Annotated in this window: 25 protein-coding genes and 3 other annotated features; of the genes, 2 read left to right on the top strand and 23 right to left on the bottom strand. The window is 38.2% G+C overall.

Going from position 1 to position 22,724, the window contains the following annotated elements; all coding sequences use genetic code 11:
- Positions 1–10 precede the first annotated feature (10 nt).
- Both pheS and ACX9YW_RS10800 read right to left on the bottom strand, forming a co-directional pair.
- On the bottom strand, positions 11–1,048 hold the full coding sequence (gene pheS / locus ACX9YW_RS10805; RefSeq protein ID WP_460346153.1) for a phenylalanine--tRNA ligase subunit alpha: 1,038 nt from the start codon (positions 1,046–1,048) through the stop codon (positions 11–13).
- Positions 1,049–1,117: 69 nt separating this feature from the next.
- Positions 1,118–1,350: a binding site (T-box leader), on the bottom strand.
- A 56-nt stretch (positions 1,351–1,406) separates the two neighbouring features.
- Positions 1,407–2,159, bottom strand: a complete 753-nt coding sequence (locus ACX9YW_RS10800; RefSeq protein ID WP_460346151.1) for a TrmH family RNA methyltransferase — start codon at positions 2,157–2,159, stop codon at positions 1,407–1,409.
- A gap of 116 nt (positions 2,160–2,275) precedes the next feature.
- Here ACX9YW_RS10800 and sspI point away from each other — a divergent pair, with 116 nt between their 5' ends.
- Complete coding sequence (gene sspI / locus ACX9YW_RS10795) at positions 2,276–2,482, top strand: small acid-soluble spore protein SspI (protein WP_460346149.1); 207 nt, start codon at positions 2,276–2,278, stop codon at positions 2,480–2,482.
- A gap of 49 nt (positions 2,483–2,531) precedes the next feature.
- Here the strand turns inward: sspI and ACX9YW_RS10790 are convergent, their stop codons facing one another.
- Both ACX9YW_RS10790 and ACX9YW_RS10785 read right to left on the bottom strand, forming a co-directional pair.
- Positions 2,532–3,617, bottom strand: coding sequence for a M42 family metallopeptidase (locus tag ACX9YW_RS10790; RefSeq protein ID WP_460346147.1), 1,086 nt, complete (start codon positions 3,615–3,617; stop codon positions 2,532–2,534).
- A 73-nt stretch (positions 3,618–3,690) separates the two neighbouring features.
- Positions 3,691–4,179 carry a dUTP diphosphatase gene (locus ACX9YW_RS10785; RefSeq protein ID WP_460346145.1) on the bottom strand — a complete coding sequence of 163 codons (489 nt, stop codon included), beginning with the start codon at positions 4,177–4,179 and terminating at the stop codon, positions 3,691–3,693.
- Positions 4,180–4,276: 97 nt separating this feature from the next.
- Between ACX9YW_RS10785 and ACX9YW_RS10780 the strand changes: the two genes are divergently transcribed.
- Positions 4,277–4,657, top strand: coding sequence for a sigma-w pathway protein ysdB (locus ACX9YW_RS10780; protein ID WP_460346143.1), 381 nt, complete (start codon positions 4,277–4,279; stop codon positions 4,655–4,657).
- A gap of 44 nt (positions 4,658–4,701) precedes the next feature.
- Here ACX9YW_RS10780 and ACX9YW_RS10775 read toward each other — a convergent pair whose 3' ends face one another.
- The 19 genes from ACX9YW_RS10775 to hflK all read right to left on the bottom strand — a co-directional run bounded on the left by ACX9YW_RS10775 (position 4,702) and on the right by hflK (position 22,589).
- Positions 4,702–5,280 carry a TVP38/TMEM64 family protein gene (locus tag ACX9YW_RS10775; protein ID WP_460346141.1) on the bottom strand — a complete coding sequence of 193 codons (579 nt, stop codon included), beginning with the start codon at positions 5,278–5,280 and terminating at the stop codon, positions 4,702–4,704.
- A gap of 67 nt (positions 5,281–5,347) precedes the next feature.
- Entirely contained in the window at positions 5,348–5,611 is a 264-nt protein-coding gene (locus ACX9YW_RS10770) for a DUF1294 domain-containing protein (protein ID WP_460346139.1), read from the bottom strand.
- Positions 5,612–5,675: 64 nt separating this feature from the next.
- On the bottom strand, positions 5,676–6,035 hold the full coding sequence (gene rplT / locus ACX9YW_RS10765; protein WP_460346137.1) for a 50S ribosomal protein L20: 360 nt from the start codon (positions 6,033–6,035) through the stop codon (positions 5,676–5,678).
- Between the two features lie 37 nt (positions 6,036–6,072).
- Entirely contained in the window at positions 6,073–6,270 is a 198-nt protein-coding gene (gene rpmI, locus ACX9YW_RS10760) for a 50S ribosomal protein L35 (RefSeq protein ID WP_460346135.1), read from the bottom strand.
- 13 nt (positions 6,271–6,283) lie between these two features.
- Positions 6,284–6,790 (bottom strand): translation initiation factor IF-3, encoded by a 507-nt coding sequence (gene infC, locus ACX9YW_RS10755; RefSeq protein WP_460346133.1) that lies wholly within the window; start codon positions 6,788–6,790, stop codon positions 6,284–6,286.
- Positions 6,791–6,864: 74 nt separating this feature from the next.
- Positions 6,865–6,999, bottom strand: a sequence feature (ribosomal protein L20 leader region).
- Positions 7,000–7,152: 153 nt separating this feature from the next.
- Positions 7,153–9,084: a threonine--tRNA ligase gene (thrS, locus tag ACX9YW_RS10750; RefSeq protein ID WP_460346131.1), complete on the bottom strand. Its 1,932-nt coding sequence runs from the start codon at positions 9,082–9,084 to the stop codon at positions 7,153–7,155.
- 75 nt (positions 9,085–9,159) lie between these two features.
- Positions 9,160–9,396 (bottom strand) — a binding site (T-box leader).
- Positions 9,397–9,482: 86 nt separating this feature from the next.
- Positions 9,483–10,319 carry a putative sporulation protein YtxC gene (locus ACX9YW_RS10745; protein ID WP_460346130.1) on the bottom strand — a complete coding sequence of 279 codons (837 nt, stop codon included), beginning with the start codon at positions 10,317–10,319 and terminating at the stop codon, positions 9,483–9,485.
- 135 nt (positions 10,320–10,454) lie between these two features.
- The gene (gene dnaI / locus ACX9YW_RS10740) at positions 10,455–11,393 is read right to left on the bottom strand and encodes a primosomal protein DnaI (protein ID WP_460346128.1); all 939 of its coding nucleotides are present in this window, start codon (positions 11,391–11,393) and stop codon (positions 10,455–10,457) included.
- Positions 11,394–11,408: 15 nt separating this feature from the next.
- The gene (locus ACX9YW_RS10735) at positions 11,409–12,803 is read right to left on the bottom strand and encodes a replication initiation and membrane attachment family protein (RefSeq protein WP_460346126.1); all 1,395 of its coding nucleotides are present in this window, start codon (positions 12,801–12,803) and stop codon (positions 11,409–11,411) included.
- Positions 12,804–12,885: 82 nt separating this feature from the next.
- Positions 12,886–13,350, bottom strand: coding sequence for a transcriptional regulator NrdR (gene nrdR / locus ACX9YW_RS10730; RefSeq protein WP_460346124.1), 465 nt, complete (start codon positions 13,348–13,350; stop codon positions 12,886–12,888).
- Between the two features lie 94 nt (positions 13,351–13,444).
- Positions 13,445–13,828: a hypothetical protein gene (locus tag ACX9YW_RS10725; RefSeq protein WP_460346122.1), complete on the bottom strand. Its 384-nt coding sequence runs from the start codon at positions 13,826–13,828 to the stop codon at positions 13,445–13,447.
- Positions 13,829–13,909: 81 nt separating this feature from the next.
- Positions 13,910–14,290, bottom strand: coding sequence for an adenosylmethionine decarboxylase (speD, locus tag ACX9YW_RS10720; RefSeq protein WP_460346120.1), 381 nt, complete (start codon positions 14,288–14,290; stop codon positions 13,910–13,912).
- A gap of 246 nt (positions 14,291–14,536) precedes the next feature.
- A complete protein-coding gene (locus ACX9YW_RS10715) occupies positions 14,537–15,571 on the bottom strand; it encodes a glyceraldehyde-3-phosphate dehydrogenase (RefSeq protein ID WP_460346118.1) in 1,035 nt (344 codons plus the stop codon).
- A 179-nt stretch (positions 15,572–15,750) separates the two neighbouring features.
- A complete protein-coding gene (gene coaE, locus ACX9YW_RS10710) occupies positions 15,751–16,359 on the bottom strand; it encodes a dephospho-CoA kinase (protein ID WP_460346116.1) in 609 nt (202 codons plus the stop codon).
- Positions 16,360–16,378: 19 nt separating this feature from the next.
- Positions 16,379–17,014, bottom strand: coding sequence for a sporulation membrane protein YtaF (gene ytaF, locus ACX9YW_RS10705; protein WP_460346114.1), 636 nt, complete (start codon positions 17,012–17,014; stop codon positions 16,379–16,381).
- Positions 17,015–17,082: 68 nt separating this feature from the next.
- On the bottom strand, positions 17,083–17,913 hold the full coding sequence (gene mutM / locus ACX9YW_RS10700) for a DNA-formamidopyrimidine glycosylase (protein WP_460346112.1): 831 nt from the start codon (positions 17,911–17,913) through the stop codon (positions 17,083–17,085).
- 63 nt (positions 17,914–17,976) lie between these two features.
- Complete coding sequence (polA, locus tag ACX9YW_RS10695) at positions 17,977–20,610, bottom strand: DNA polymerase I (protein WP_460346110.1); 2,634 nt, start codon at positions 20,608–20,610, stop codon at positions 17,977–17,979.
- A gap of 94 nt (positions 20,611–20,704) precedes the next feature.
- Positions 20,705–21,631, bottom strand: coding sequence for a protease modulator HflC (gene hflC, locus ACX9YW_RS10690; RefSeq protein ID WP_460346107.1), 927 nt, complete (start codon positions 21,629–21,631; stop codon positions 20,705–20,707).
- The gene (hflK, locus tag ACX9YW_RS10685) at positions 21,621–22,589 is read right to left on the bottom strand and encodes an FtsH protease activity modulator HflK (protein WP_460346105.1); all 969 of its coding nucleotides are present in this window, start codon (positions 22,587–22,589) and stop codon (positions 21,621–21,623) included. The genes hflC and hflK overlap by 11 nt, the downstream gene beginning before the upstream one ends.
- Positions 22,590–22,724 lie beyond the last annotated feature (135 nt).

The raw sequence follows: 22,724 nt of genomic DNA, 5'->3' as shown, positions 1-22,724 counted from the left end.
CCTCCCTTATTTACTCTTGAACCGAAAATTGCTTTAAGAAACGCACATCATTTGTATAGAAATGACGGATATCATCAACACCATATTTCAACATTGCAATCCGCTCTGGTCCCATACCGAAGGCGAATCCAGTGTATTTCTTAGAGTCGTAGCCAGCCATTTCCAACACGTTTGGATGAACCATTCCTGCGCCAAGAATTTCAATCCAGCCGGTTTTCTTACATACGTTACAGCCATCCCCGCCACAGATTTTACAAGAAATATCTAATTCAACTGAAGGCTCCGTGAATGGGAAAAAGCTTGGGCGTAAACGAATTTTACGGTCTTCTCCAAAGATTTTTTTCACGAACAATTCTAATGTCCCTTTAAGGTCACTCATGCGAATGTTTTCGCCGACGACTAAGCCTTCAATTTGCATAAACTGATGAGAGTGTGTCGCATCATCGTTATCGCGGCGGTACACCTTTCCAGGACAAATAATCTTGATTGGCCCTTTGCCTTCATTTTTTTCCATCGTTCTTGCTTGAACTGGAGATGTATGGGTACGCAATAAGATTTCTTCTGAAATATAGAAGGAGTCCTGCATATCTCTTGCCGGGTGACCTTTCGGTAAGTTCAGCGCTTCGAAATTGTAGTAATCCTTTTCTACTTCTGGTCCTTCGGCAATTTGATAGCCCATCCCAATAAACAAATCTTCAATTTCTTCAATGATCTTGGTTAATGGATGACGGTTGCCTTGGCGAACTGGACGTCCTGGTAGGGTAACGTCGATTTTTTCAGAAGCAAGTTTGGCATTAATCACAACTGTTTCTAAATCAGCTTGTTTTTCGGAAATTTTAGATGCAATGATTTCACGGACTTCGTTAACCAGTGCTCCCATTTTCGGTCTTTCTTCCTCAGAAATCTTGCCCATTCCTCTTAATACTTCAGTAATCGGCCCTTTTTTCCCTAAGTAAGCAACACGAACATCATTCAATGCCTTAAGGTCAGTAGCCGCTTCAATTAAATTCAGCGCTTCCGTTTGCAATTCTTTTAAACGATCTTGCATTTGATTTTTCCTCCTTTAAAATTAAAAATCTTGCATGATTTTTGAAAAATAAAAAAACCTCTATCCCCAAAAAGGGACGAGGTTCAATTCGCGGTACCACCCTTATAAATGTGTACAAATATGTATACATTCACTTCGTTGAAGATAACGGCTTAGCCGGGTGCACCTTTACACATTAAAGTGGTCCCGGTGCCAACTCTGGAGGTGAACTTCACTTACCCTTTCCATAAAGATGCTTTCAGTCAAGGCATCTTCTCCCTAAAAGTTAGGTACAAGCTACTTTTCTCCGTCAATGTTTTTTGATCATGCAGTTTTGCAAATTATTATATTATAAAATGCGTTTCGTTTCAAATTGTTCTTACCTATTTTTAAAATAATATAGCAATATTCCAGCAGCAACGGCTACGTTTAAAGATTCACTTTTTCCATAAATCGGAATAAAGAGATTTTGATCCGTTCTAGCTAATAGTTCTGGGTTTATCCCATTTCCTTCATTTCCGACAATGATGGCAAATTTCCCTGCAGGTTTCACTTCGGTAAAGGTGGTTGCATTTTCCAAAGCGGTACCAAAAATCGAAACAGACTCAGCTCTTAATTTATTGACCCATTCAAAAAGGTCGCCCCTTAAAATAGGCAAGTGAAAATGGCTACCTTGAGCGGAACGGAGAACCTTTGAATTGTAAATATCAACGCTTCCAGTTCCGACGATAATCATATCAATACCTGCAGCATCAGCGGTACGAATAATCGTTCCGAGATTGCCTGGATCTTGAACTGCATCGAGGAGTAAAAAGCTCTGTCCATCCACATCACTATACTTCGGTTGGACACATACCGCAAAAATCCCTTGGGAGGTTTCCGTTTCCGCCAACTCCTTGACAACTTCCTTATTAATTTGTGTCACGGGGATGGCACCATAGTTCATTCGATGGGGAATCATTACTTCTTCGGAAACAATAATTTCTTGCACCATACCTTTAACTTTTAATGCTTCTTCTAACAGATGAAAACCTTCAATTAAAAAGGTACCTGTGCTTTCCCGTTCTTTCTTTGTATGTAGTTTTTTCCACTGCTTAACCTGTGGATTTTTCGAAGAGTGAATATACTTCACGAGATTCGCTCCTTTAATTGACCTGTTCAATTTTAATATTATATCTTTCTTTGATACATATTAAAAGTAATAATGGAAAAACTTATGTAAGTAATACAGAAAAGGAGTGGGACTTGATGAATTTAAATTTGCGAAATGCGATTGTTCATAACGTTCAAGGAAACACGCAAGATCAATTAAGAGATACCATTGTGGACGCCATTCAAACCGGGGAAGAAAAAATGCTTCCTGGTCTAGGGGTACTATTTGAAATAATCTGGAATAATTCTACTGAAGATGAACGACAAGAAATGCTACAAACGTTACAACAAGGGTTAAAATAAATATGACAAAAAAAGAAACTCCAGAACCAATCCGGAGTTTCTTTTTTTATTATTCGTAAGTAATTTTATCCACAGTTTCTTGATCTAAGCGTTTGGTTACTTCAACAATTAATTTAACCGCATTTTCATAGTCATCACGGTGAAGCATGGCTGCATGTGAGTGAATATAACGTGTGGCCACTGTGATGGCTAATGAAGGCGAACCTTTATGAGCTAAATGAATGGAACCAGCATCTGTTCCGCCACCTGCAATCACATCAAATTGATATGGAATTCCTAACTCATCAGCAACACCTGTAACAAAATCACGTAAACCTTTATGGGAAACCATTGAAGCATCATATAATAAGATTTGTGGACCCTTACCCATTTTGCTCATTGCTTCTTTTTCAGAGATTCCCGGGGTGTCTCCCGCGATACCGACGTCAACACCAAAGCCGATGTCTGGCTCGACAGCATTGGCTGAAGTTCTTGCTCCTCTTAAACCAACCTCTTCTTGTACCGTTCCTACTCCATAAACAACGTTTGGATGGTCAACACCCTTTAATTGTTTTAGGACATCAATGGCAATCGCACATCCAATGCGGTTGTCCCAAGCCTTAGCAAGTAGCATTTTTTCATTGTTCATCACCGTAAACTCGAAGTAAGGAACGACCATATCACCTGGACGAACGCCCCATTCCAATGCTTCCTCACGGCTTGACGCACCGATATCAATGAACATATCCTTAATTTCAACTGGCTTTTTGCGCGCTTCAGCTGATAAGATATGCGGTGGTTTGGACCCAATAACACCAGTTACATCGCCTTTGTTTGTGACAATCGTAACCCGTTGTGCCAGCATTACCTGTGACCACCAGCCACCAACAGTTTGAAATTTCAAGAAACCTTTGTCATCGATTTGAGTAATCATGAAACCGACTTCATCTAAGTGCCCGGCAACCATGATTTTTGGCCCGCCTTGTTTACCAACCTTTTTGGCAATTAAACTGCCTAAATGGTCAGACGTTACCTCGTCCGCAAAAGGCTCGATGTATTTTTTCATGACCTCACGAGGTTCTCTTTCATTTCCAGGAATACCCTTTGCATCGGTTAAATCCTTGAGCATGGTTAGTGTTTCATCTAATTTCGTCATTGATTCGACTCCCTTAATATGTATTCATGATTTATTATACAAAAAGACTTAGCAAAATGCACAAATTTTCACACTAATATCCTGTTTGTTGCCTTTCATAATTTACTTCATTTTTCAAAATGTATGCTTGTTCGATATCTTGATAACTTAAACCAAGTAGTTCTGCTAAAGAAAGATACGCAGAGAACAACTTTTGATAATTCTCAAATGATTGTCCTTCTTTAAAAAGATTTATTGCCGAAAACACAGTCAAAAATTGCTGGGTTAAGTCCTGCAAATGCTTGCTTTCCAGATTTAATTGGTATTGTTCAAACCCACATTCCAACCCCAGGGATAGAATAAAATGAACTCCATCGACAAATTCTTCTAAAATCTTTTCTCTTCGTGCCGGTGGCTTGAGACTCCAAAATTTAAAGCAGCGTGTTTCATTGGCTAGTTCACCTACTTCAACTAATAAGGCGAGAATTTTTTTTTCAATTAAATTCTCATTTTCTAGCTGGTGATTACTTTCAATATGGGAGTCTAAACTCTTTTGCATCTCATAAAGCTTTACTAATTGCATTTTTACCACTCCTTTAAAAAAGATTATAGCAAAAGTTGAAACCTTTTTAAGGTTTAACCGTATAGCAAGAAAAGTGATATTTTTGGAGGAATAAAAGATGTGGTTTCTTCGTACCTTGTTATTTGCGTTAATTTTATTTTTGGTTTATTACCTAATAAAATATATCATTAATCCAAAAAGGAAGCTTGAGTTAGCACATGAACAAAAAAGCTATTATTATTTTGATGATAAGGCGAATGTCCGTAAAAATTTCCTTCTCACTTACAAAGGGGTACTTTTTGAAGGAGAAAAATACTTAGGTGCAACAACTGATTCGTTTGAGGTAGTCTCGATATTTATTTTCCCAAAAGATTCGGGAGCTTTAATGGGCTTAACGAAGTCTGATTTTCGATATATCGAAAAGAAGGTTCAGGACCAATATCCTAATGCGAAAATTGATTGGAAAAGTCCAATCAAAGATTTACTCAACAAAGAATAATAGAAAATGGTTATCCTTTTGACATTGGATAACCATTTTTTTATTTATGAGGTTGAAGCCTTTTTAAAAAATTCCTTCCAACGAATGACGGCTATTTTCTCTCTTAATAAATAGACGAGTACGGTTAGAGCAAATAAAATGATGGCAATAATCGTCGGGGTAAATCGACTAATAAACTGACCAAAGATCGTATAAAAGAATGCCAGTGGTAGATTGGAATAGAAGGAGCCCCTTGCATATTCTTTAAAGTTCTTTTTGCGCTGCATTAAACAAAAGTTCATTAAATGAAAATGAATAAAAGGAATTAACCGTAAAATAGCAATCTGTCCAACTGTTAAATTACGATATTCACCAAACCATTTGATTTTGATGCGCGAGAGTTTCTCATACGTTTTAGGCATTTTATTAATCACAAAATAAAAGGCCAAACTAACGAGCATTAATCCGATTAACGAATATATGGTACCTAGTACGGTCCCAAAGATGACTCCGCCAGCGATGCAAACAATGGCCACTGGCAAGAATAAAAATTGCCTGACGATATGAAAGAAGATAAAGGCTAATGGGGCTAAATATCCAACTGACTTCACAAACACAAACACCATTGTAAGTTGTTCGTCCATTCTGCTCACACCGCCTTCTAATTTATGCCTTCTAAAGCATATAAAATCGGACTAGTTGTTATGACAATTATTTTAAATATAGGTAAATTAAGACCACCTGAATTACTGCTAATAAGGGAAAACCAATCCGAAACGAAGAGTGTTTTGTTTTATGTCTGAAAGCATTCATTCCGATGGTCGTTCCGATTGCTCCGAAACAAATCGCTGTAATCCAGAGTGCTCGTTCACTTATACGCCACCCACCTTTTTGTGCGCGGCTTTTATCAAAGCCCATTAGAATAAAGCCATAGATGTTAATAAAAAGCACGATTAGCCATGTCCAAATCTCCATCGACTATACACCTCTCCTAAAAGATAAAAAGCCACTCCCGAAATCCGAGAATGGCTAGTAAAGATTACTGGTTTAATTGAGCTTTAGCAGCGTTTGCTAATTCAGTGAATGCAGCAGCGTCGCTGATTGCTAATTCAGAAAGCATTTTGCGGTTTACTTCGATACCAGCAAGCTTTAAACCGTGCATTAAACGGCTGTAAGAAAGACCGTTCATGCGAGCTGCTGCGTTGATACGAGTAACCCAAAGTTTGCGGAAGTCGCGCTTCTTTTGGCGACGGTCGCGGAATGCATACATTAAAGATTTCATTACTTGTTGATTGGCAACTTTATATAATGTATGTTTTGAACCGAAATAACCTTTTGCTAATTTAATGACTTTTTTACGACGTCTGCGAGTAACTGTACCGCCTTTTACACGTGGCATGTGTTTTCCCTCCTATATTTCCATAACCATAGATGGCTTAAATGTTTACTAATAAGAAACGAATGCGTTTGTAGTCACCGCTAGAAACTAATGTAGCTTTACGAAGGTGACGTTTTTGTTTTTGAGATTTGTTTGCGAACATATGGCTTCTATAAGCATGGCTACGCTTTAATTTACCAGATCCAGTTCTTTTGAAACGCTTTGCAGCGCCACGGTGAGTTTTCATTTTAGGCATTATGGTATCCTCCTTATTGCTTATCGATTTTCGGTGCTAACATTAAGAACATACTGCGACCATCCATTTTTGGTGGGGACTCAACAGTTGCTACTTCAACACAAGCAGCAGAGAAACGGTCTAGCACACGTTGACCGATTTCCTTATGTGTAATCGCACGTCCTTTGAAACGGATCGATGCTTTTACTTTATCGCCTTTTTCTAAGAATTTAATTGCATTGCGAAGCTTAGTGTTAAAGTCATGCTCATCAATCGTTGGGCTAAGGCGAACCTCTTTAACATTGATGATCTTTTGATTTTTACGCGCTTCTTTTTCTTTCTTTTGTTGCTCAAATTTAAACTTTCCATAATCCATAATCCGGGCTACAGGCGGTTTTGCATTTGGAGCAACAAGTACAACATCAAGATTGACACGAGCAGCAATTTCTAATGCTTCGGTTTTTGTCTTGATTCCCAATTGGTCACCATTTTGGTCAATAAGACGAACTTCGCGAGCGCGAATTCCCTCATTCAACATCATGTCTTTACTAATAGTTAGACACCTCCAAGGTATTTTAGCGAATACAGCAACTTGAATAATTTCCCCGCTAAAAAAACATTAAAAAAGTGTGGATGCATATAACACCCACACTTTACGAAACAAATTTAAAAGAAGTTGTTTTCGTTTAACCTGTTAACTGCCTATATTGGCGCTATTCAGGTGAGAAGCGGGTGCTTCTTCTTATTCGAACGCTTGTATTCAATTACCTTAGCAACTATATCATAAAAAACGATGTATTGTCAAACATAAATAATTTCCGTAACAACGAATTAAATATTATCAAAATATACAACGTTATGCAATAGAATTTTAGAAAAATAACATTTGACAATAATTTACTGTTAGCGTAATACCTCAGCAGCAAGCTTTCCTGAAAAATCAGCTAAAGGAATGATATCGGAATTTTGTTCACCATATTTGCGGACGTTTACCGATTTTGATTCAACTTCCTTGTCACCTAACACAAGCATATATGGAATCTTTTGCATTTGTGCTTCGCGAATTTTGTACCCGATTTTTTCATCGCGACTATCCAGTTCCACACGCAATCCTTTTGATTGCAATTCTTCTAAAACTTCGCGCGCATAATCTGCGTGTGCATCTGGGGATACCGGAATGACTCTTACTTGAACAGGCGCTAACCATGCTGGGAAAGCTCCTTTGTATTCTTCAATCAAGTAAGCAACAAAGCGTTCCATTGTTGAAACAACGCCGCGGTGAATAACTACAGGACGATGGTGTTTGCCGTCTTCTCCGATATAAGTTAGATCAAATCGTTCTGGCAATAAGAAGTCCAATTGAACAGTTGATAAAGTTTCTTCCTTGCCTAGAGCTGTTTTTACTTGAACATCAAGCTTCGGACCATAGAAAGCCGCCTCGCCTTCAGCCTCAAAGTAATTAACACCCATTTCATCCATAGCTTCTTTCAGCATCGATTGTGCCTTATTCCACATCTCATCATCATCAAAGTATTTCTCTTTATCTTCTGGATCGCGATAGGATAAACGGAAAGTATAATCAGTAATGTTGAAATCTTTGTACACTTCCATAACAAGATTTACTACTCGCTTGAATTCATCCTTAATTTGATCGGGGCGAACAAAGATATGCGCGTCATTCAGAGTCATACCACGAACACGCTGTAATCCGGAAAGTGCTCCAGACATTTCATAACGATGCATTGTTCCAAGCTCAGCAATCCGAATTGGCAATTCACGATAACTATGAGGAGCATTTTTATAAACCATCATATGGTGCGGACAGTTCATCGGACGTAACACCAGTTGCTCATTATCCATTTCCATGACCGGGAACATATCTTCATGATAATGGTCCCAGTGACCAGAAGTTTTGTATAGATCGACACTTCCCATGATTGGTGTATAGACATGGTCATATCCTAAACGAACTTCTTTATCGACAATATATCGTTCGATTGTGCGGCGGATTGTTGCTCCTTTTGGTAACCAAACAGGCAAGCCCTGACCTACTAACTGGTTATTAGTGAATAAGTTAAGTTCCTTACCAATTTTTCGGTGATCACGTTCTTTTGCCTCTTCAAGTAGACGGAGGTGCTCAGCTAAATCTTCCTTCTTGAAGAAAGCTGTTCCATAAATGCGCTGCAACATTTTATTGTCACTGTTTCCGCGCCAATAAGCACCGGCAATGCTTAACAATTTAAATTCCTTCAGCTTTCCTGTTGAAGGAACATGGACGCCGCGGCAAAGGTCAATAAATTCTGCCTGCTGATATAGCGTCACTTGCTCATCTTGCGGAATCGCTTCGATAAGTTCTAATTTATATTCGTCATCCATTTCCTTAAACAGCTGAACCGCTTCATCACGAGAAACTTCTTTACGAATAATTTCGATGTTTTCGTTTATGATTTTCGCCATTTCCTTTTCAATCTTTGGTAAGTCTTCTGGAGTAATGGACTCCTCAATATCAACATCGTAGTAGAATCCACCCTCGATAACTGGTCCTACACCAAGTTTCACGCTTGGATATAAGCGTTTTAATGCTTGGGCCATAAGGTGGGCAGAACTGTGACGAAGCACTTCTAACGCTTCCGGTTGTTCTTGAGTAATAATTTCGACGGCTCCATCTTCTAAAAGCGGACGACGAAGATCATACATTTGACCATTAAATTTTGCGGCAATGGCTTTCTTTTTCAAACCTGAACTAATGGATGCTGCTATATCTTCTGTTGTCGTTCCCTTAGGAAACTCCTTAACAGCACCATCTGGAAACGAAACTTTAATAAGCTCACTCATTGTTACTTCCTCCTTAAATTAGTTAAGCGTCATGATAGACTCTTTTGATAAAAATAAAAAAACCCGCCCCCTAGGAAAAGGGACGAGTTTGATTAAACACGTGGTTCCACCCAAATTTTCACAACTAGAATAAAAAACTAGATGTGACTTTGTAGTAATAACGGTTTTTAGCCGTCAATCCATACTAAAAGGTTTCCGGATTGAAGTTTAAAGGTGGTAAGTAGTCTTGTCATGTTAGGAAGCTTTCAGCCGCTGACTTCCCTCTCTAGTAACTGATTCACAGAATACTCATGTCCTTATCATTACTTTTAACATTTATGATAATATGTACAATATTATAGTAGGTAATGATAGGAAATGCAAGTAGGCAATGATCCATTTTTACAAATTTATCGGATTCACTGGTGCTGATGCTTAAACTGTTCAAGTGGCAGTAAAATTACGCGTTCCTCAAAAATGTTTTTTATCGTTCGGATCACCGGTTCCTCAACGTCAGCAGTATATAAGAAAATTTCCCTTGGAGCCATCGATAAAAGCGGAGCAATTGTGACCGAGTCCACATAAATCGGATGATTGGAAAGCAGTTTACGATCAATCATCCGCGCAACTTCCGATCGTTTCATTTCTTCCAACTTCTCATTGTAAAAGATTGGCTCGTCCTCATATACTAATGATAAACGCGTCATTTTTTCCGGTCGCCCACGTAGAAATTCCCGTAAGGTTTGAATAAAAACCTGATATTCCTGTTCCATTTTATATTCATCTAGTGATATTTCCACAAAATTCAATAGTTTTTCTTGAAAATCTCGTAATCTAAATCGAACAAATGCCTCGAAGGAAAAAGCGATATTCGAGTCTTGTAACAGATCACGAACAGCTTTTCTTATCGTTGTTCCATCCATCGAATTACCAATAAAATCAGCTAATTCTTCATTTTCACCTTCCATTATGGAATAAACAATTGAAAGTATATGATCTTGTTCTTCAGGGTCACTATAGAAAAACTGCTCAGTTAAGATCTGCCGTAACCAATCATCACGTTTTGTTCTATAAATAAACTCAAAAAACACTTCGGTAACAGCATTTTTAAAATGTTCATCCAGTAAACCGACATTTATTTTAATTGTTTGGCGTTCTTCCAGAAGAAGAATTTCATCACAAAACAATATTTTTTCTTTAAGTTTTGAATAAAGTCTGTTCACATCCTCTTTATTTTGGAAGATGATCTCTACCAACCAAATCCCCCCTAGCCCCATGCACCGTTTATCTGTTTTTTATGAAAATTTCTTTTTACATGTATATGGGGGGCTTGGTCAAATTAGAAGTTTTTGAAAAAAATAAAAACAGATAGCTCAGGTAGAGCTATCTGTTTAGATGCGGCGGTTTGGACCGTCTATTTCAATGGCTTCGGTTAAGTAGCGAATTCGTTCCATTAGACGGCGAGCCTTTACCTTTTCTTCTTCACCGCGTTGACTATAGGTTAGGTGGTGCTCTAATTCTTCATAATTAAAATTAGATGTGAAAAAGGTTGGCAGATTTTCAAGCATTCGATATTGTAAAATCGGGCCCAGAATTTCATCCCTCATCCAGCTTGACATCGTTTCAGCACCGATATCATCCATCATTAAAATGGGTTCCTTCTTAATCGCTTCAATTTTTGAATTTAATGTTTGGTCACCAATCGCAGATTTTAATTCCCTAACAAGCTCCGGAAAATAAACAATCATCGAGGAAATTTGTTTTTCCGCCAATTGATTGGCAATGGCCCCTAAAAGATACGATTTTCCTACACCAAATTTGCCATAAAAGTATAAACCTTTCACAGTTTGGCCAGTAGGATACTTTTCCACAAAAGATGTTGCCTTATCAATGGCATCAATTCGTTTTGGAGTTGATTCATCAATATACAGATTAGCAAAGGAGGCTTTTAATATATCCTTCGGAACATAAAGGCTTTGAATGAGTTTTTCATTTTTTAGGCGTTCATCAAACATGATTTTTCTTGGGCACCGATGATATTCAAGATCAATCGATTGACGAAGTATAACCAGTTTAGGTGAAAAACCCTGAAGCATGTTTTGACAGTTAGATAAATCGGTACACTTTTCACATTCCTTACTTTGCGAAGAATACTCATAAAGTTTAATTAAATTTTTCTCCAGCATTTCATTTGTAAGTTGATCGCGGTTTTCGTTAATAAATGCTTTAATATAAGGATCAGAATAGACTTCTTGTTTCTGCTTTTCATAGCGTTTTTGAAAGCTTTCGTTAAAAGCTAGCTTTTTTAACGTCTCACTTAATTTTTCCATATATTTTTCCCTCCTTTACTTTTTAAATTTTTTCAATCGTTCTTCCAGTGCCCGCTTTTTCGCAGCAACATCATTACCTTCTTGGCTTGGTTCGTTCCTCTTATTCGTGTCACCATCATGAAACCAATCCGGCAACAACTCCGTTCGAATCGGCTTTTTATCATTTGTCTTTTTCTTAGACTTATTATTCCCCCACTCAAGATATTGACGATGTTCTTTTAGAGCTAAGGAAAAAGCTTCGTCAACCGTTTTAATCCCTTTTCTGGACCAGTGGCTCGCAATTTTTTCCACATAGGTTTTGGTTAGTTTCATATCCGTTTTCATCAGAACAAAATGGAGTAAAACATTTGCCACTGCTGGAGTAAGTTGTTGATGAAACATCACATCTTCAACGATTTGCAAATCCGATTTGCTAGGCTCACTGCCACCAGAAACATCGATTAAAAACTGTCTTGGTGAAACCGATTCAAAATATTGCTTTAGTTTTTCTTCCTTTGTTTGTGGTTCTTTCGGTTGTGTTTTTAACATGACCGGCTGAACCTTATCAACCAGTAATGGCAACTGGTCATTATGCTGGTATTGATAATGGTTCCGAGCCGCTTTACGCAATTCATCAATGTTAATTCCATCCACGTCCACAGCATCATAAATAATTCCTTGCATTTCAATCGGACCAATCTCATACAGAAAAGCTAAATTCGCAATTGCCTCTTTCACTTTTAGAGTAAGATATTGGTCGGGTACAAGGGATTTTCTTAAACCAGCGGTTAACAGTTCAAAATTAAACGTGTCAATTGGTACTTGAATCGTCTTCGTCTCTGCCCTGCCGATATAAGTCTTTCCTTCTTCCAGTTCTAAATCTTGCGATGTTTCTATATAAGCTTGTGGTGATTCGGGGAAGGCAGACGAAAAAACTTCACCGAAGGCAGTGGTCACATCATCGTAGCCATCCTCACTTTCCGAAAATCTTCGATCACTAAAAATGCGCTTTAACCGGCTATACTGTTTCTTGCCAATCTTTTGATATAAGTAAATATTAAGCATCCCGTCTAGGAAAAATCGTTCCGGGTTTAACGGCGGTTTAAGCTCGTAAACAAAAAAACGATTATCGTCTGTCGTTTTCACATATGTTTTTAACAGCCCAATTCCTTCGAGCTTTTTTCTGGCATAATAGATTTCCCGCAAATTCGTATCTAAAAAGTTCATCAAACTATGATGGGTTGTCGATTCCGACCATAACCGATTTTCTTCTAATTCTGCCCATAGGGTCAAATAAAGGCTTAGGGCGGTTGAACCGAGTAATGGTTGATACAATAAAGTAAGAACCTTCTGGTCAAAAAAATGCAACAAACCATCTGAAGAAACTTCATAACGGTCAATCGGGAGAAGCTCTTGCCAATGCTGAGCCATTTTCAAAAATCCCCTTTTCCAAAAATCAAAAAAGAGCCAAAACCGTTCAATCTATTAACGGTCATAGAACGGAATTTTAGCTCTATTTTAATTGTTCTCGTTTAATTAATTCCTTTAACTCATCTATAAAAACATTAATATCTTTGAATTGACGGTAAACGGAGGCAAAGCGTACATAGGCAACCTCATCAATCTTAGCCAATCTGTCCATAACCATTTCACCAATTGCATCACTTTTAATTTCAGAGATTCCAGTGCTGCGAAGCTCCTTTTCGACCTCACTAACAATATCCTCCAATTCCTTAAGAGCAACTGGGCGCTTTTCACAAGCCTTTATCAATCCTCTTAAAACCTTCTCTCGGCTAAACTCCTCTCGAGTCCCTTCCTTCTTCACGACAATAAGAGGAATTTCTTCTACTTTTTCAAAAGTGGTGAAACGAAAATTGCATTCCTCACACTCTCTTCTTCGACGAATAGCTTTCGCTTCATCGACAGGGCGCGAGTCCAGAACGCGAGTACCATTATGTTGACAAGAAGGACATTTCACTTTTCCATCACTCCAATGTGTAAGCGCAAGCATTTATTTTCTTATTTATATCTTATAAAAAACTAGCCATTTAGACAAGGGAACTGCGTAAACCCTACCCCCTGCCTTTCCCAATAAAGTTGGCAGCTTGGTTTAGTTTTTGATAAAAGTCAACCACTTGTTTTTTCAAGAAAGGGTAAGAGCCAAATAGCGAATAACTTTCCGTTGAGATATGTAGATCAACAGCAATCTCAAGTGGTTTAACCGCAACCACTGTAATAATAAGAAAGGATTGTCTTCCTCTTTTCAGATTGACTGATATTTCACCATGCTCCTTTGATAAATGTCCCATTACATAATTATCATTTTGCTTTACAGTTGTTTCAACGATATCGAATATTTGTTTATAGGTACCTTTATAGTAATGAGTGATTAATTTTTCGTCACGATGGTTTTCTTTCGTTTCACAAATTCTTTGATAACGGGCAAAAATAGACATTTTTAACTTCAAACCCCTCTGCTTAAAATGTACAAAAAAGAGGTGTATTTGATATACACCTCTTGTTAACATTCATCGTTATTATTGGGCTTTTACTTTTGCTTGTTGTACAGCAACTGGACCCATACCGCGAGGAATTTCGATGTTCTCTCGCGTTTGAGCATTCAAACTTTGCGCAATATAATCAGCAGCAATATTTGGATCTAAATCTCCGCAAGTGTAGACATCAATACTTGCGTATCCATGCTCTGGAAAGCTATGAATCGTTAAGTGTGATTCAGAGATTATGACAACCCCACTCACACCTTGTGGCGCGAATTTGTGAAAAGCTACTTCACGAATTTCAGCACCTGATTTTAATGCAGCATCAACGAAGATTTGTTCAATTAATTGCATGTCGTTTAATTTTTCAAAATCGCATCCCCATAGTTCAGAGATGACATGACGTCCCATAGTTTCCATTGTATTTCCCCCTTAACACGATTATCATGAATTTCTTAAAACGCTGGTAAGATGCAACTACCACGGGGGAAAGTTAGTCCAGAGAGGTCCTAACCCTTTAAGTAGTTCCATATTATCTTAAGAAGAAGTTCACGATGACTAGTATACTTCGTTTATATTATTTTTGCAACAAGGAAATTTAATTTTATTAGAATCTTAAATAGTTGCATAAAAATAGCTTGCCGGACTGACCAGCAAGCTTTTATATTATCCTACGTTTACTGTTGTGGATTGACTTTTCATGGCATTTGCAACGAATTTTACTAGATCGACGACACGGCAAGAATACCCCCACTCGTTGTCGTACCATGCTAATACTTTAACCTTGTTGGTTCCGATGACCATTGTTGATAATCCATCGATGATGGCCGAATTTTCATTTGTGTTGAAATCGACAGACACAAGCGGTTCGGTTGTGAAGCCAAGGATTCCTTTTAACTCACCGTAAGCAGCTTCAATAAATGCATCATTGATCTCGTCCACTGTAACATCTTTCTCTAAATCTACGACTAAATCTACCAAAGATACATTTGGAGTTGGAACACGTAAAGCCATTCCATGAAGCTTACCTTTTAATTCAGGTAAAACAAGTGATAAAGCTTTAGCAGCTCCAGTTGTAGTTGGAATGATAGATTGTGCGCAACCTCTTGCTCTTCTTAAATCCTTATGCGGATTATCAATATTATTTTGATCATTCGTGTATGCGTGAACGGTTGTCATTAACCCATTAACAATGCCAAACTTTTTATTTAAAACTTTAGCAACCGGTGCTAAGCAATTCGTTGTACAAGAAGCATTTGAGATAACATGGTGTTCGTTCACATCGAATTTTTCTTCGTTAACGCCCATAACAATAGTGATATCCTCATCTTTAGCCGGGGCCGTGATGACAACCTTTTTGGCACCTGCTTCAATATGTGCACTTGCTTTGTCTTTAGAGTTAAACTTCCCGGTAGCTTCGATAACAATATCAATATTTAATTCTTTCCATGGTAATTGTTTTGGATCACGATTACTTAAAAGTTGAACATATTTTCCATTTACTTCAAGTCCGTTCTCTAAAGCAACAACTTCCCCTTTAAATGGTCCATGATTTGTGTCATACTTTATTAAATGAGCAAGCGTTTCTGATGGATAGCTTGCGTTGATTGCAACGATTTCAAGATTATCCTCTAAAATTGCCTTTCTAAACACCATTCTTCCGATTCTTCCAAAGCCATTAATTGCGATTCTAGGTTTCATTATGCGGCCCCTCTCCTATATATGTTATACTTATATGCTATTAATATGGTTTTAGTATAACACATTCAACTATTGTTGTGATGAAAATTTTACTCAATTGTTAAAGTTGGACTTTTCTGACAATGGTATGATTAAAGGGGAATAAGTTTGAGGCCATAAAAAAACGACTTAAGTTCCACTTAAGCCGTTTCAATTACTTTCCAATTTTCCAGTATCCGTAATAATTGATCCTGTGTTTCGTCCACTGTTCCGTTATTATTGATTACCTCGTCAGCAAGAGAAATTTTATCCTTAAGTGGCATTTGGGAATGTATCCTTGCCAAGGCATCATTTTTCGGTAACCCATTTCTAGCCATTAGTCTTTGCAGCTGGACATCCTCCCCAACATAAACTAACAGCACCTTTTCCACTAAATGGGTAAGCTTGCTTTCAAATAAAAGCGGAATGTCCAACACTACCACAGGATGTCCTGCAGCAATTAGTCTTTCCTTTTCCGAGTTCATTCTTTCACGAACGGCTGGGTGGACAATAGCATTTAGTTGTAATCTTTTCGCCTCGTTATGAAAGACGATCGTGCCAAGCTTGCCACGATCAATTTCTCCATCTACCGCTACGATTTCTTCGCCAAACGTCTCAACTATCTGCTGATAGGCATTTTCGCCTTTTTCAACTACCCTACGTGCTTCGACATCTGCGTCAATAACCGGAATGCCAAGGTCTAGAAACATCCGAGTTACCGTACTCTTGCCACTGGCAATCCCACCTGTTAATCCAATTATTAGTGACATAAAAATACCTCATACAAATTTATAATTTCCAAACACCTATGATGATTAATAATACCCCTGGGATGAAGGTAAATTTTTGCACCCAGTCACTTTTTGAAAAAAATGCACCACTTTTGAGACCGGCTGTTACGAATAACGAGCTCATCACCGCAACGGCAAGCGCTAAATAAAATGGTGAAAAACCTAGGATAGCAGCGCCAACACCAGCACCAAAAGCATCTAAAGATAAAGCTACGCCGAGCATCAGCGCTTCAATTCCGGTTATCGTTCCAGATAAGTCAAAGTCGGCTGACATCGGTTTGCGTAAAATGTTGATGACAATGCCTAATGATTTAATTTCAAAATTAACAATCGTTTTTTCCATCGTTACGATTTCTTTGTTTTTCTCAGGGCGAAAAAACTGAAACAACACCCATGCCCCAATAAGGATTAAGATGAATCCGCCAATTTTATCCGTAATGCCAGGTGGAAACACTTTTTCAAGCGCATGCCCAACACCCGAAGCAATCAGTAGGGATATTGCAGAGCAGCAAGAAATAATAAGGATGGACTTAAAGGGAATTTTCATTTTCCGTAATCCATAGGTAAAACCAACACTGAAGCTATCAAGACTTACGGCAAAAGCAAGTATTAGAAGTGAAAGCGTCTGCGCCATATTGTGAAGGCTCCTTCCTGATAAACTATGAACAGTATATGGAGGGAACCTTCAAAATGTTATTCTTCTTACTTTAGCGGTTGGCAATTGGGGCAAAAATGAGTACCTCGTCCACCTACAACTGTTTTTTCTAGTGGTTGACCACAATTTTTACATCCTTCGCCTTTACGACCGTAAACAAATAATTCTAACTGGAACATCCCAATTTCCCCTTGGGAATTTACATAGGAGCGAATCGTACTTCCACCCTTCTCAACCGCTTCAGAAAGTGTGTTGATGATTTCCTGATGGAGCCTTGCTAGTTGCATCGAATTTAATGAGCTAGCAATGGTTTCCGGATGGATTCGTGAGCGAAACAAGGCTTCATCAACGTAAATATTGCCAAGCCCAACAACAATATTTTGGTCAAGTAAGGCTGGTTTAATTTTCCGGTTCGTTTTCTTCAGCTTTTCCATTAAATAATCGGCCGTAAAATCGGCGGCAAACGGCTCTGGTCCTAATTGTAAAAGGGGTGCGTTCATGAATTCTGTCCCCTTTTTAAATAAATGCATCGTCCCAAATTTTCTTACGTCTCGGTAACGAAGCTCTGTGCCATCGGTAAAATGAAAAATCACATGGGTATGCTTATCAATAGGCTCATCCTTTGGGTAAACAGCATACCTACCTTCCATTCGTAAATGGGAGACGAGTGCAAATTTATCACTGTAAAAAATCAGGAATTTTCCACGGCGAGAAATGGACTGAATCGTTTCTCCTTTTAGAGCATCACAAAACTGTACTACCTCAGATGGATTCTTAATCATTTTCGGCCAATTAACCGTTATGCTTTCTATCGTTTTATCAAGAACGAGCTTTTCTAATGTTCTTCGGACCGTTTCGACCTCAGGAAGCTCTGGCATGTCACGTCACCTCCTATTAATATTTTTTACCCCAAAGCCCTGATCAAGGCTCTTTTTGTTTTTCTATTTGGCATCGTACCAGGTAGGTCCATAAGAATAATCCACTTTTAATGGAACCGATAATTCCACAGCATTCTCCATCACTTCTGGAACAATTTGTTTTAATGTTTCAATCTCGTCCTTTGGTGCTTCAAAAATTAATTCGTCATGGACCTGTAATAATAAGCGCGTTTTTAAGTTTTCCCGTTCAAGTCGTTCAGCCATATCAATCATCGCTTTTTTAATAATGTCGGCTGCACTGCCTTGTATTGGTGTATTCATCGCAGTTCGCTCAGCAAAGCTGCGAATATTAAAATTACGACTCGTTATCTCAGGTAGATATCTTCTGCGATGAAGGATTGTTGAAACATAACCTTGTTGTTTAGCTATTTTTACAATATCCTCCATATAGTCCTTTACGCCTGGATAGCTTGTTAAATAACGTTCGATAAAGAGGCCAGCTTCTTTTCGAGTAATACTTAAGCTTTGTGATAATCCGTAATCACTAATCCCATAGACAATTCCGAAATTAACAGCTTTAGCATGGCGGCGCATATCAGAAGTTACCTCTTCAGCCGATACATGGAAAACTTCCATCGCTGTCTTCGTGTGGATATCCAAATTTTCTTTAAAAGCCTGAATCAATTTCTCGTCATTAGCAATATGCGCTAAGACTCTTAACTCAATTTGTGAGTAGTCTGCTGCAAAGATGACCCAATCCTTTTCCGAAGGGATGAAAGCCTGACGAATTTTTCTTCCTTCCTCCAAACGAATCGGAATATTTTGTAAGTTAGGATCCAGGGAGCTTAGCCTTCCCGTTTGTGCCAGCACTTGGTTAAACCGAGTATGCACCTTATCGCTGTTTGGATGAACAACCTTTAGTAGTCCCTCCAGATAAGTAGATTGAAGCTTACCAAGCTGACGATAGTTAAGAATCTCAGCAATAATCTCATGATCATCTGCCAACTTTTCTAACACATCCGCAGAAGTTGAATAGCCCGTTTTCGTTTTCTTTCCCGAAGAAAGACCCAGCTTTTCAAACAAAATCGTACCAAGCTGCTTCGGTGAGTTTATGTTAAAATGCTCCCCTGCAAGTTGATGGATTTTATTTTCGAGACCAATCAGCTTGACCGCAATTCCCTCATTCATATTTTTAAGTCGTTCGATATCGACTTTCACACCGGTTGATTCCATATCCGCTAAAATGAGCGAAAGCGGCAATTCTAAATCATAAAATAGCTCGGATTGGTGATTCTCTTTTAATTGGTCCTCTAATATACCACTTAGTTGCTCTAAAACTATCGCTTTTCGGACGATGTGCTCAGAGAGTGATTCAAGTTCAGGAATTCGTCTCTTTGCCCCTTTTCCATAAAACTCATCATCTGATTGAACATAATGGTTGTTGTATTGTCTGGCCACTGAGGCAATATCATCAATTGTTTCAGATGGATTGAGCAAATAGGAGGCGATTAATAAATCAAACTGGATTCCTCGTAAATGAATTCCATGCTTTCTTAGAGAAACCTCTGAACGTTTTCCATCATAAACCATTTTCAGCTTAGACTCATCTTCAGCCCATTGCTTAAACAGTGGAGAGGCAAATGCTTTTTCTGTTTCAATAAAAAAGTTGCCATTTTGATTGACGATCGCTATTCCTAGAATCGGGGCAAGATGATAATTATCCTCTAATAGCTCCACATAAAGAGACACATGATTGGTTAACATCGCTGAGGTTATTTCTTGCACAGTCTCATATTGTACCCTTTCTAGTTCGACTTTGGCAGCTTCTGTTCCGTCAGGTTCAATTTTATCCAGCAATGAATTAAAGCCAAGCTCTTTAAAGATGGCTTTTAACTTTTCAACATTATAGCCAACGTAAGCAATTTCAGGGAGAGTAACTTCAACGGGTGCTTCTCGAGTAATGGTTGCTAGTTCTTTACTCATGAGTGCTTGGTCTTTAAATTCAATTAGCTTGTCCTTTAATTTTGCCCCACTTACTTGTTCTACGGAGGAAAGCAATGTTTCTAGTGTTTCAAATTCTTTTAATAATTTTATCGCTGTTTTTTCACCAACGCCGGGAACTCCCGGAATATTGTCTGATTGGTCGCCCATTAAACCTTTCATATCAATAATTTGTTTTGGAGTTAGGCCGTATTTTTCTAAAATATGCTTTGGTGTATAGGCTTCAATATCGGTAATGCCTTTTCTAGTAATACCTACGGTTACCTGTTCTGAAGCTAATTGTGTTAAGTCTTTATCACCTGAAATGACTTTTACTTGATAGCCTTCCTCTTCAGCAACTTTTGAGACGGTACCGATAATATCGTCCGCTTCATAATTTTCCAATTCATAGCGTGAGATTCCATATGCATCTAACAAATCGCGGATAAATGGGAATTGCTCGGAAAGCTCAGGTGGGGTCTTTTGACGACCACCTTTATATTCGGTAAAGGTTTTATGACGAAACGTTGTTTTTCCGGCATCAAATGCCACTAACAAGTGAGTTGGCTTCTCTTCCTCCAAAATTTTCATTAACATCGTCGTAAAACCATAAATCGCATTCGTATGTACACCTTTATCATTATTTAATAACGGCAAAGCAAAAAAAGCACGGTAAGCAATACTATTCCCGTCGATTAAAACTAATTTTTTCTCCATCGCGTTTCTCCTTTCAAAAAAAAGACCGTCATTCCTCTCTCTATTCTATCATGGATAGAAATAGAAAGAAAAATAACGGCGTTCAAATAATAAGTTACTTCGTATATCCCATTAGCAATCTTGCATATGGAGAATCTGATGGTAAAACGATGACAGATTTCTCGTTAATCGTTTTCTTATAGGATTCTAGTGTTCGGAATAGTTCATAGAAACTAGGGTCTTTAGAGAAGGAATTGTTGTAAATCTTTGCGGCTTCTCCTTCCCCTTCCGCACGAATGACTTCTGCATCAGCTTGTGCTTTAGCAAGCATTTCCTTTACTTCACGGTCGGTTTCGGCAATTGTCCGATTCTTCTGTGCATCTCCCATTGATAAATATTCCTGTGCTTTTGATTCACGTTCAGAAATCATTCTTGTGTATACAGATTGTTCGTTTTCAGCCGGTAAATCGGTTCTCTTCATCCGAACATCAACAAGAACAATTCCATAATTATCTTGTGTTAATAACTCGTTAACCTTATTTGTTACTCGATCATTCAAGGAACCACGTGAAGACTTCTCATCATTTATTATCTCATCATAATTTAATTGACCAAGTTCAGCACGAACAACTGAATAGATGAATTCTTCCATTCGTGATTCAGCTTTTTCAACCGTTCTGGCGTTTGAAATCATTTTTTTCGGGTCTTCAATACGCCAAATAGCATAGTTATCTATGATCATTCTCTTTTTATCTTTCGTGTTGATTTCTGCTTCCTGGACATCGTATGTCATCTGATACTTAGGAAGGGATGAGACACTTTGAATAAAAGGAAGTTTATAGCTTAGTCCAGGTGTACCTTCGATTCGAACAACTTCTCCAAACTGGCGGACAACTCGGTATTCCCCTTCTTTTACAATAAATAGATTAGTAAATACAAAGATTAAGATAACCAATAAAACGACTAAAAATATCCCACCCTTGGTATAGTTTCGCCAATTAATGCCACGGGTTTTCATATCAATCACATTGTTATTGTCCATTAGTCTCACTTCCTTCCTCTTTCGTCTTCGGTTGGTTATTCTCTAATGGACGGATTGGAAAATACTTAAGTGTATTACCATCGTCATTCATAATATAAATTTCTGTATTTGGTAAGACTTGCTCAATCGTTTCAAGGACGAGACGCTGTCTCGTAATTTCAGGATTTTTACTGTATTCAGCGAATAGTTTATTAAAAATCGCGACGTCCCCACGAGCTCTTTCGATACGGGCCGCTTTATCCCCTTGAGCATTTGAGATTAATGCATCCTTTTCCCCTTGAGCCTCATTAGTCCGCTTATTTCGGTATTTTTTCGCTTCGTTAATTTTTGTATTCATCGTTTCTCTAGCGTCGGTAACGTTTGTAAACGCCTTACGAACTTCATCATTTGGTAGTTCGACATCTTGAAGTTTCACCGCTAAAATTGAAATCCCAATGTCATATTTAGAAATTAAATCAGATAATAGATCGCGGACATCGGCTTCGATTTCTGCTTTTCCACTAGTAAGAGCGTCGTCAATTTTTGAACTACCAATAATGCTTCTTAAGCTCGCAGATGTAGCATCATAAAGAATTTCCTCTGGCTTATCCGCATTGAATAAAAATTGCGCGGGGTTGGTAATTTTCCATTGTACAACGAGATCTGCAAGGACAATGTTTTCATCCCCTGTAATCATCTTTGTTTCATTCGGAAACTCCTTGATTTGGCCTTCTCTTTCCTCATAACCAAATTGTAAGCTAAATGTCTCTTTCGATAGCTTTTCGACATTTTGGATTGGCCAAGGTAATTTAAAATGCAGCCCGGGTTCAGTGAGACCCTGTTCGACTTTTCCAAATGTTAGAATAACCGCCTGTTCCGATTCATCAACGGTATACCAGGTCGTAAATGCCACAATACTTAAAATACCAATTAAAAAAACTAGTCCAGTAATCGTATAGATTCTTTTTATACTGACCATTGATTCATCACTTCCTTCTTAAAAAATATCCGCATTAGTCTATACGAACGAAAATTAAAAAAGTTGCATTAATTTTAAAAAAGAAAAGAGAAAGAGCGGGGTCTGCTCTTTCTCTTTCTTGCTTGGTCCCAATCT

It is taken from the genome of Pseudoneobacillus rhizolycopersici (assembly GCF_054786815.1).
Note: the sequence above shows the minus strand (reverse complement) of the source record. Positions and strands in the feature narration are given on the sequence as shown.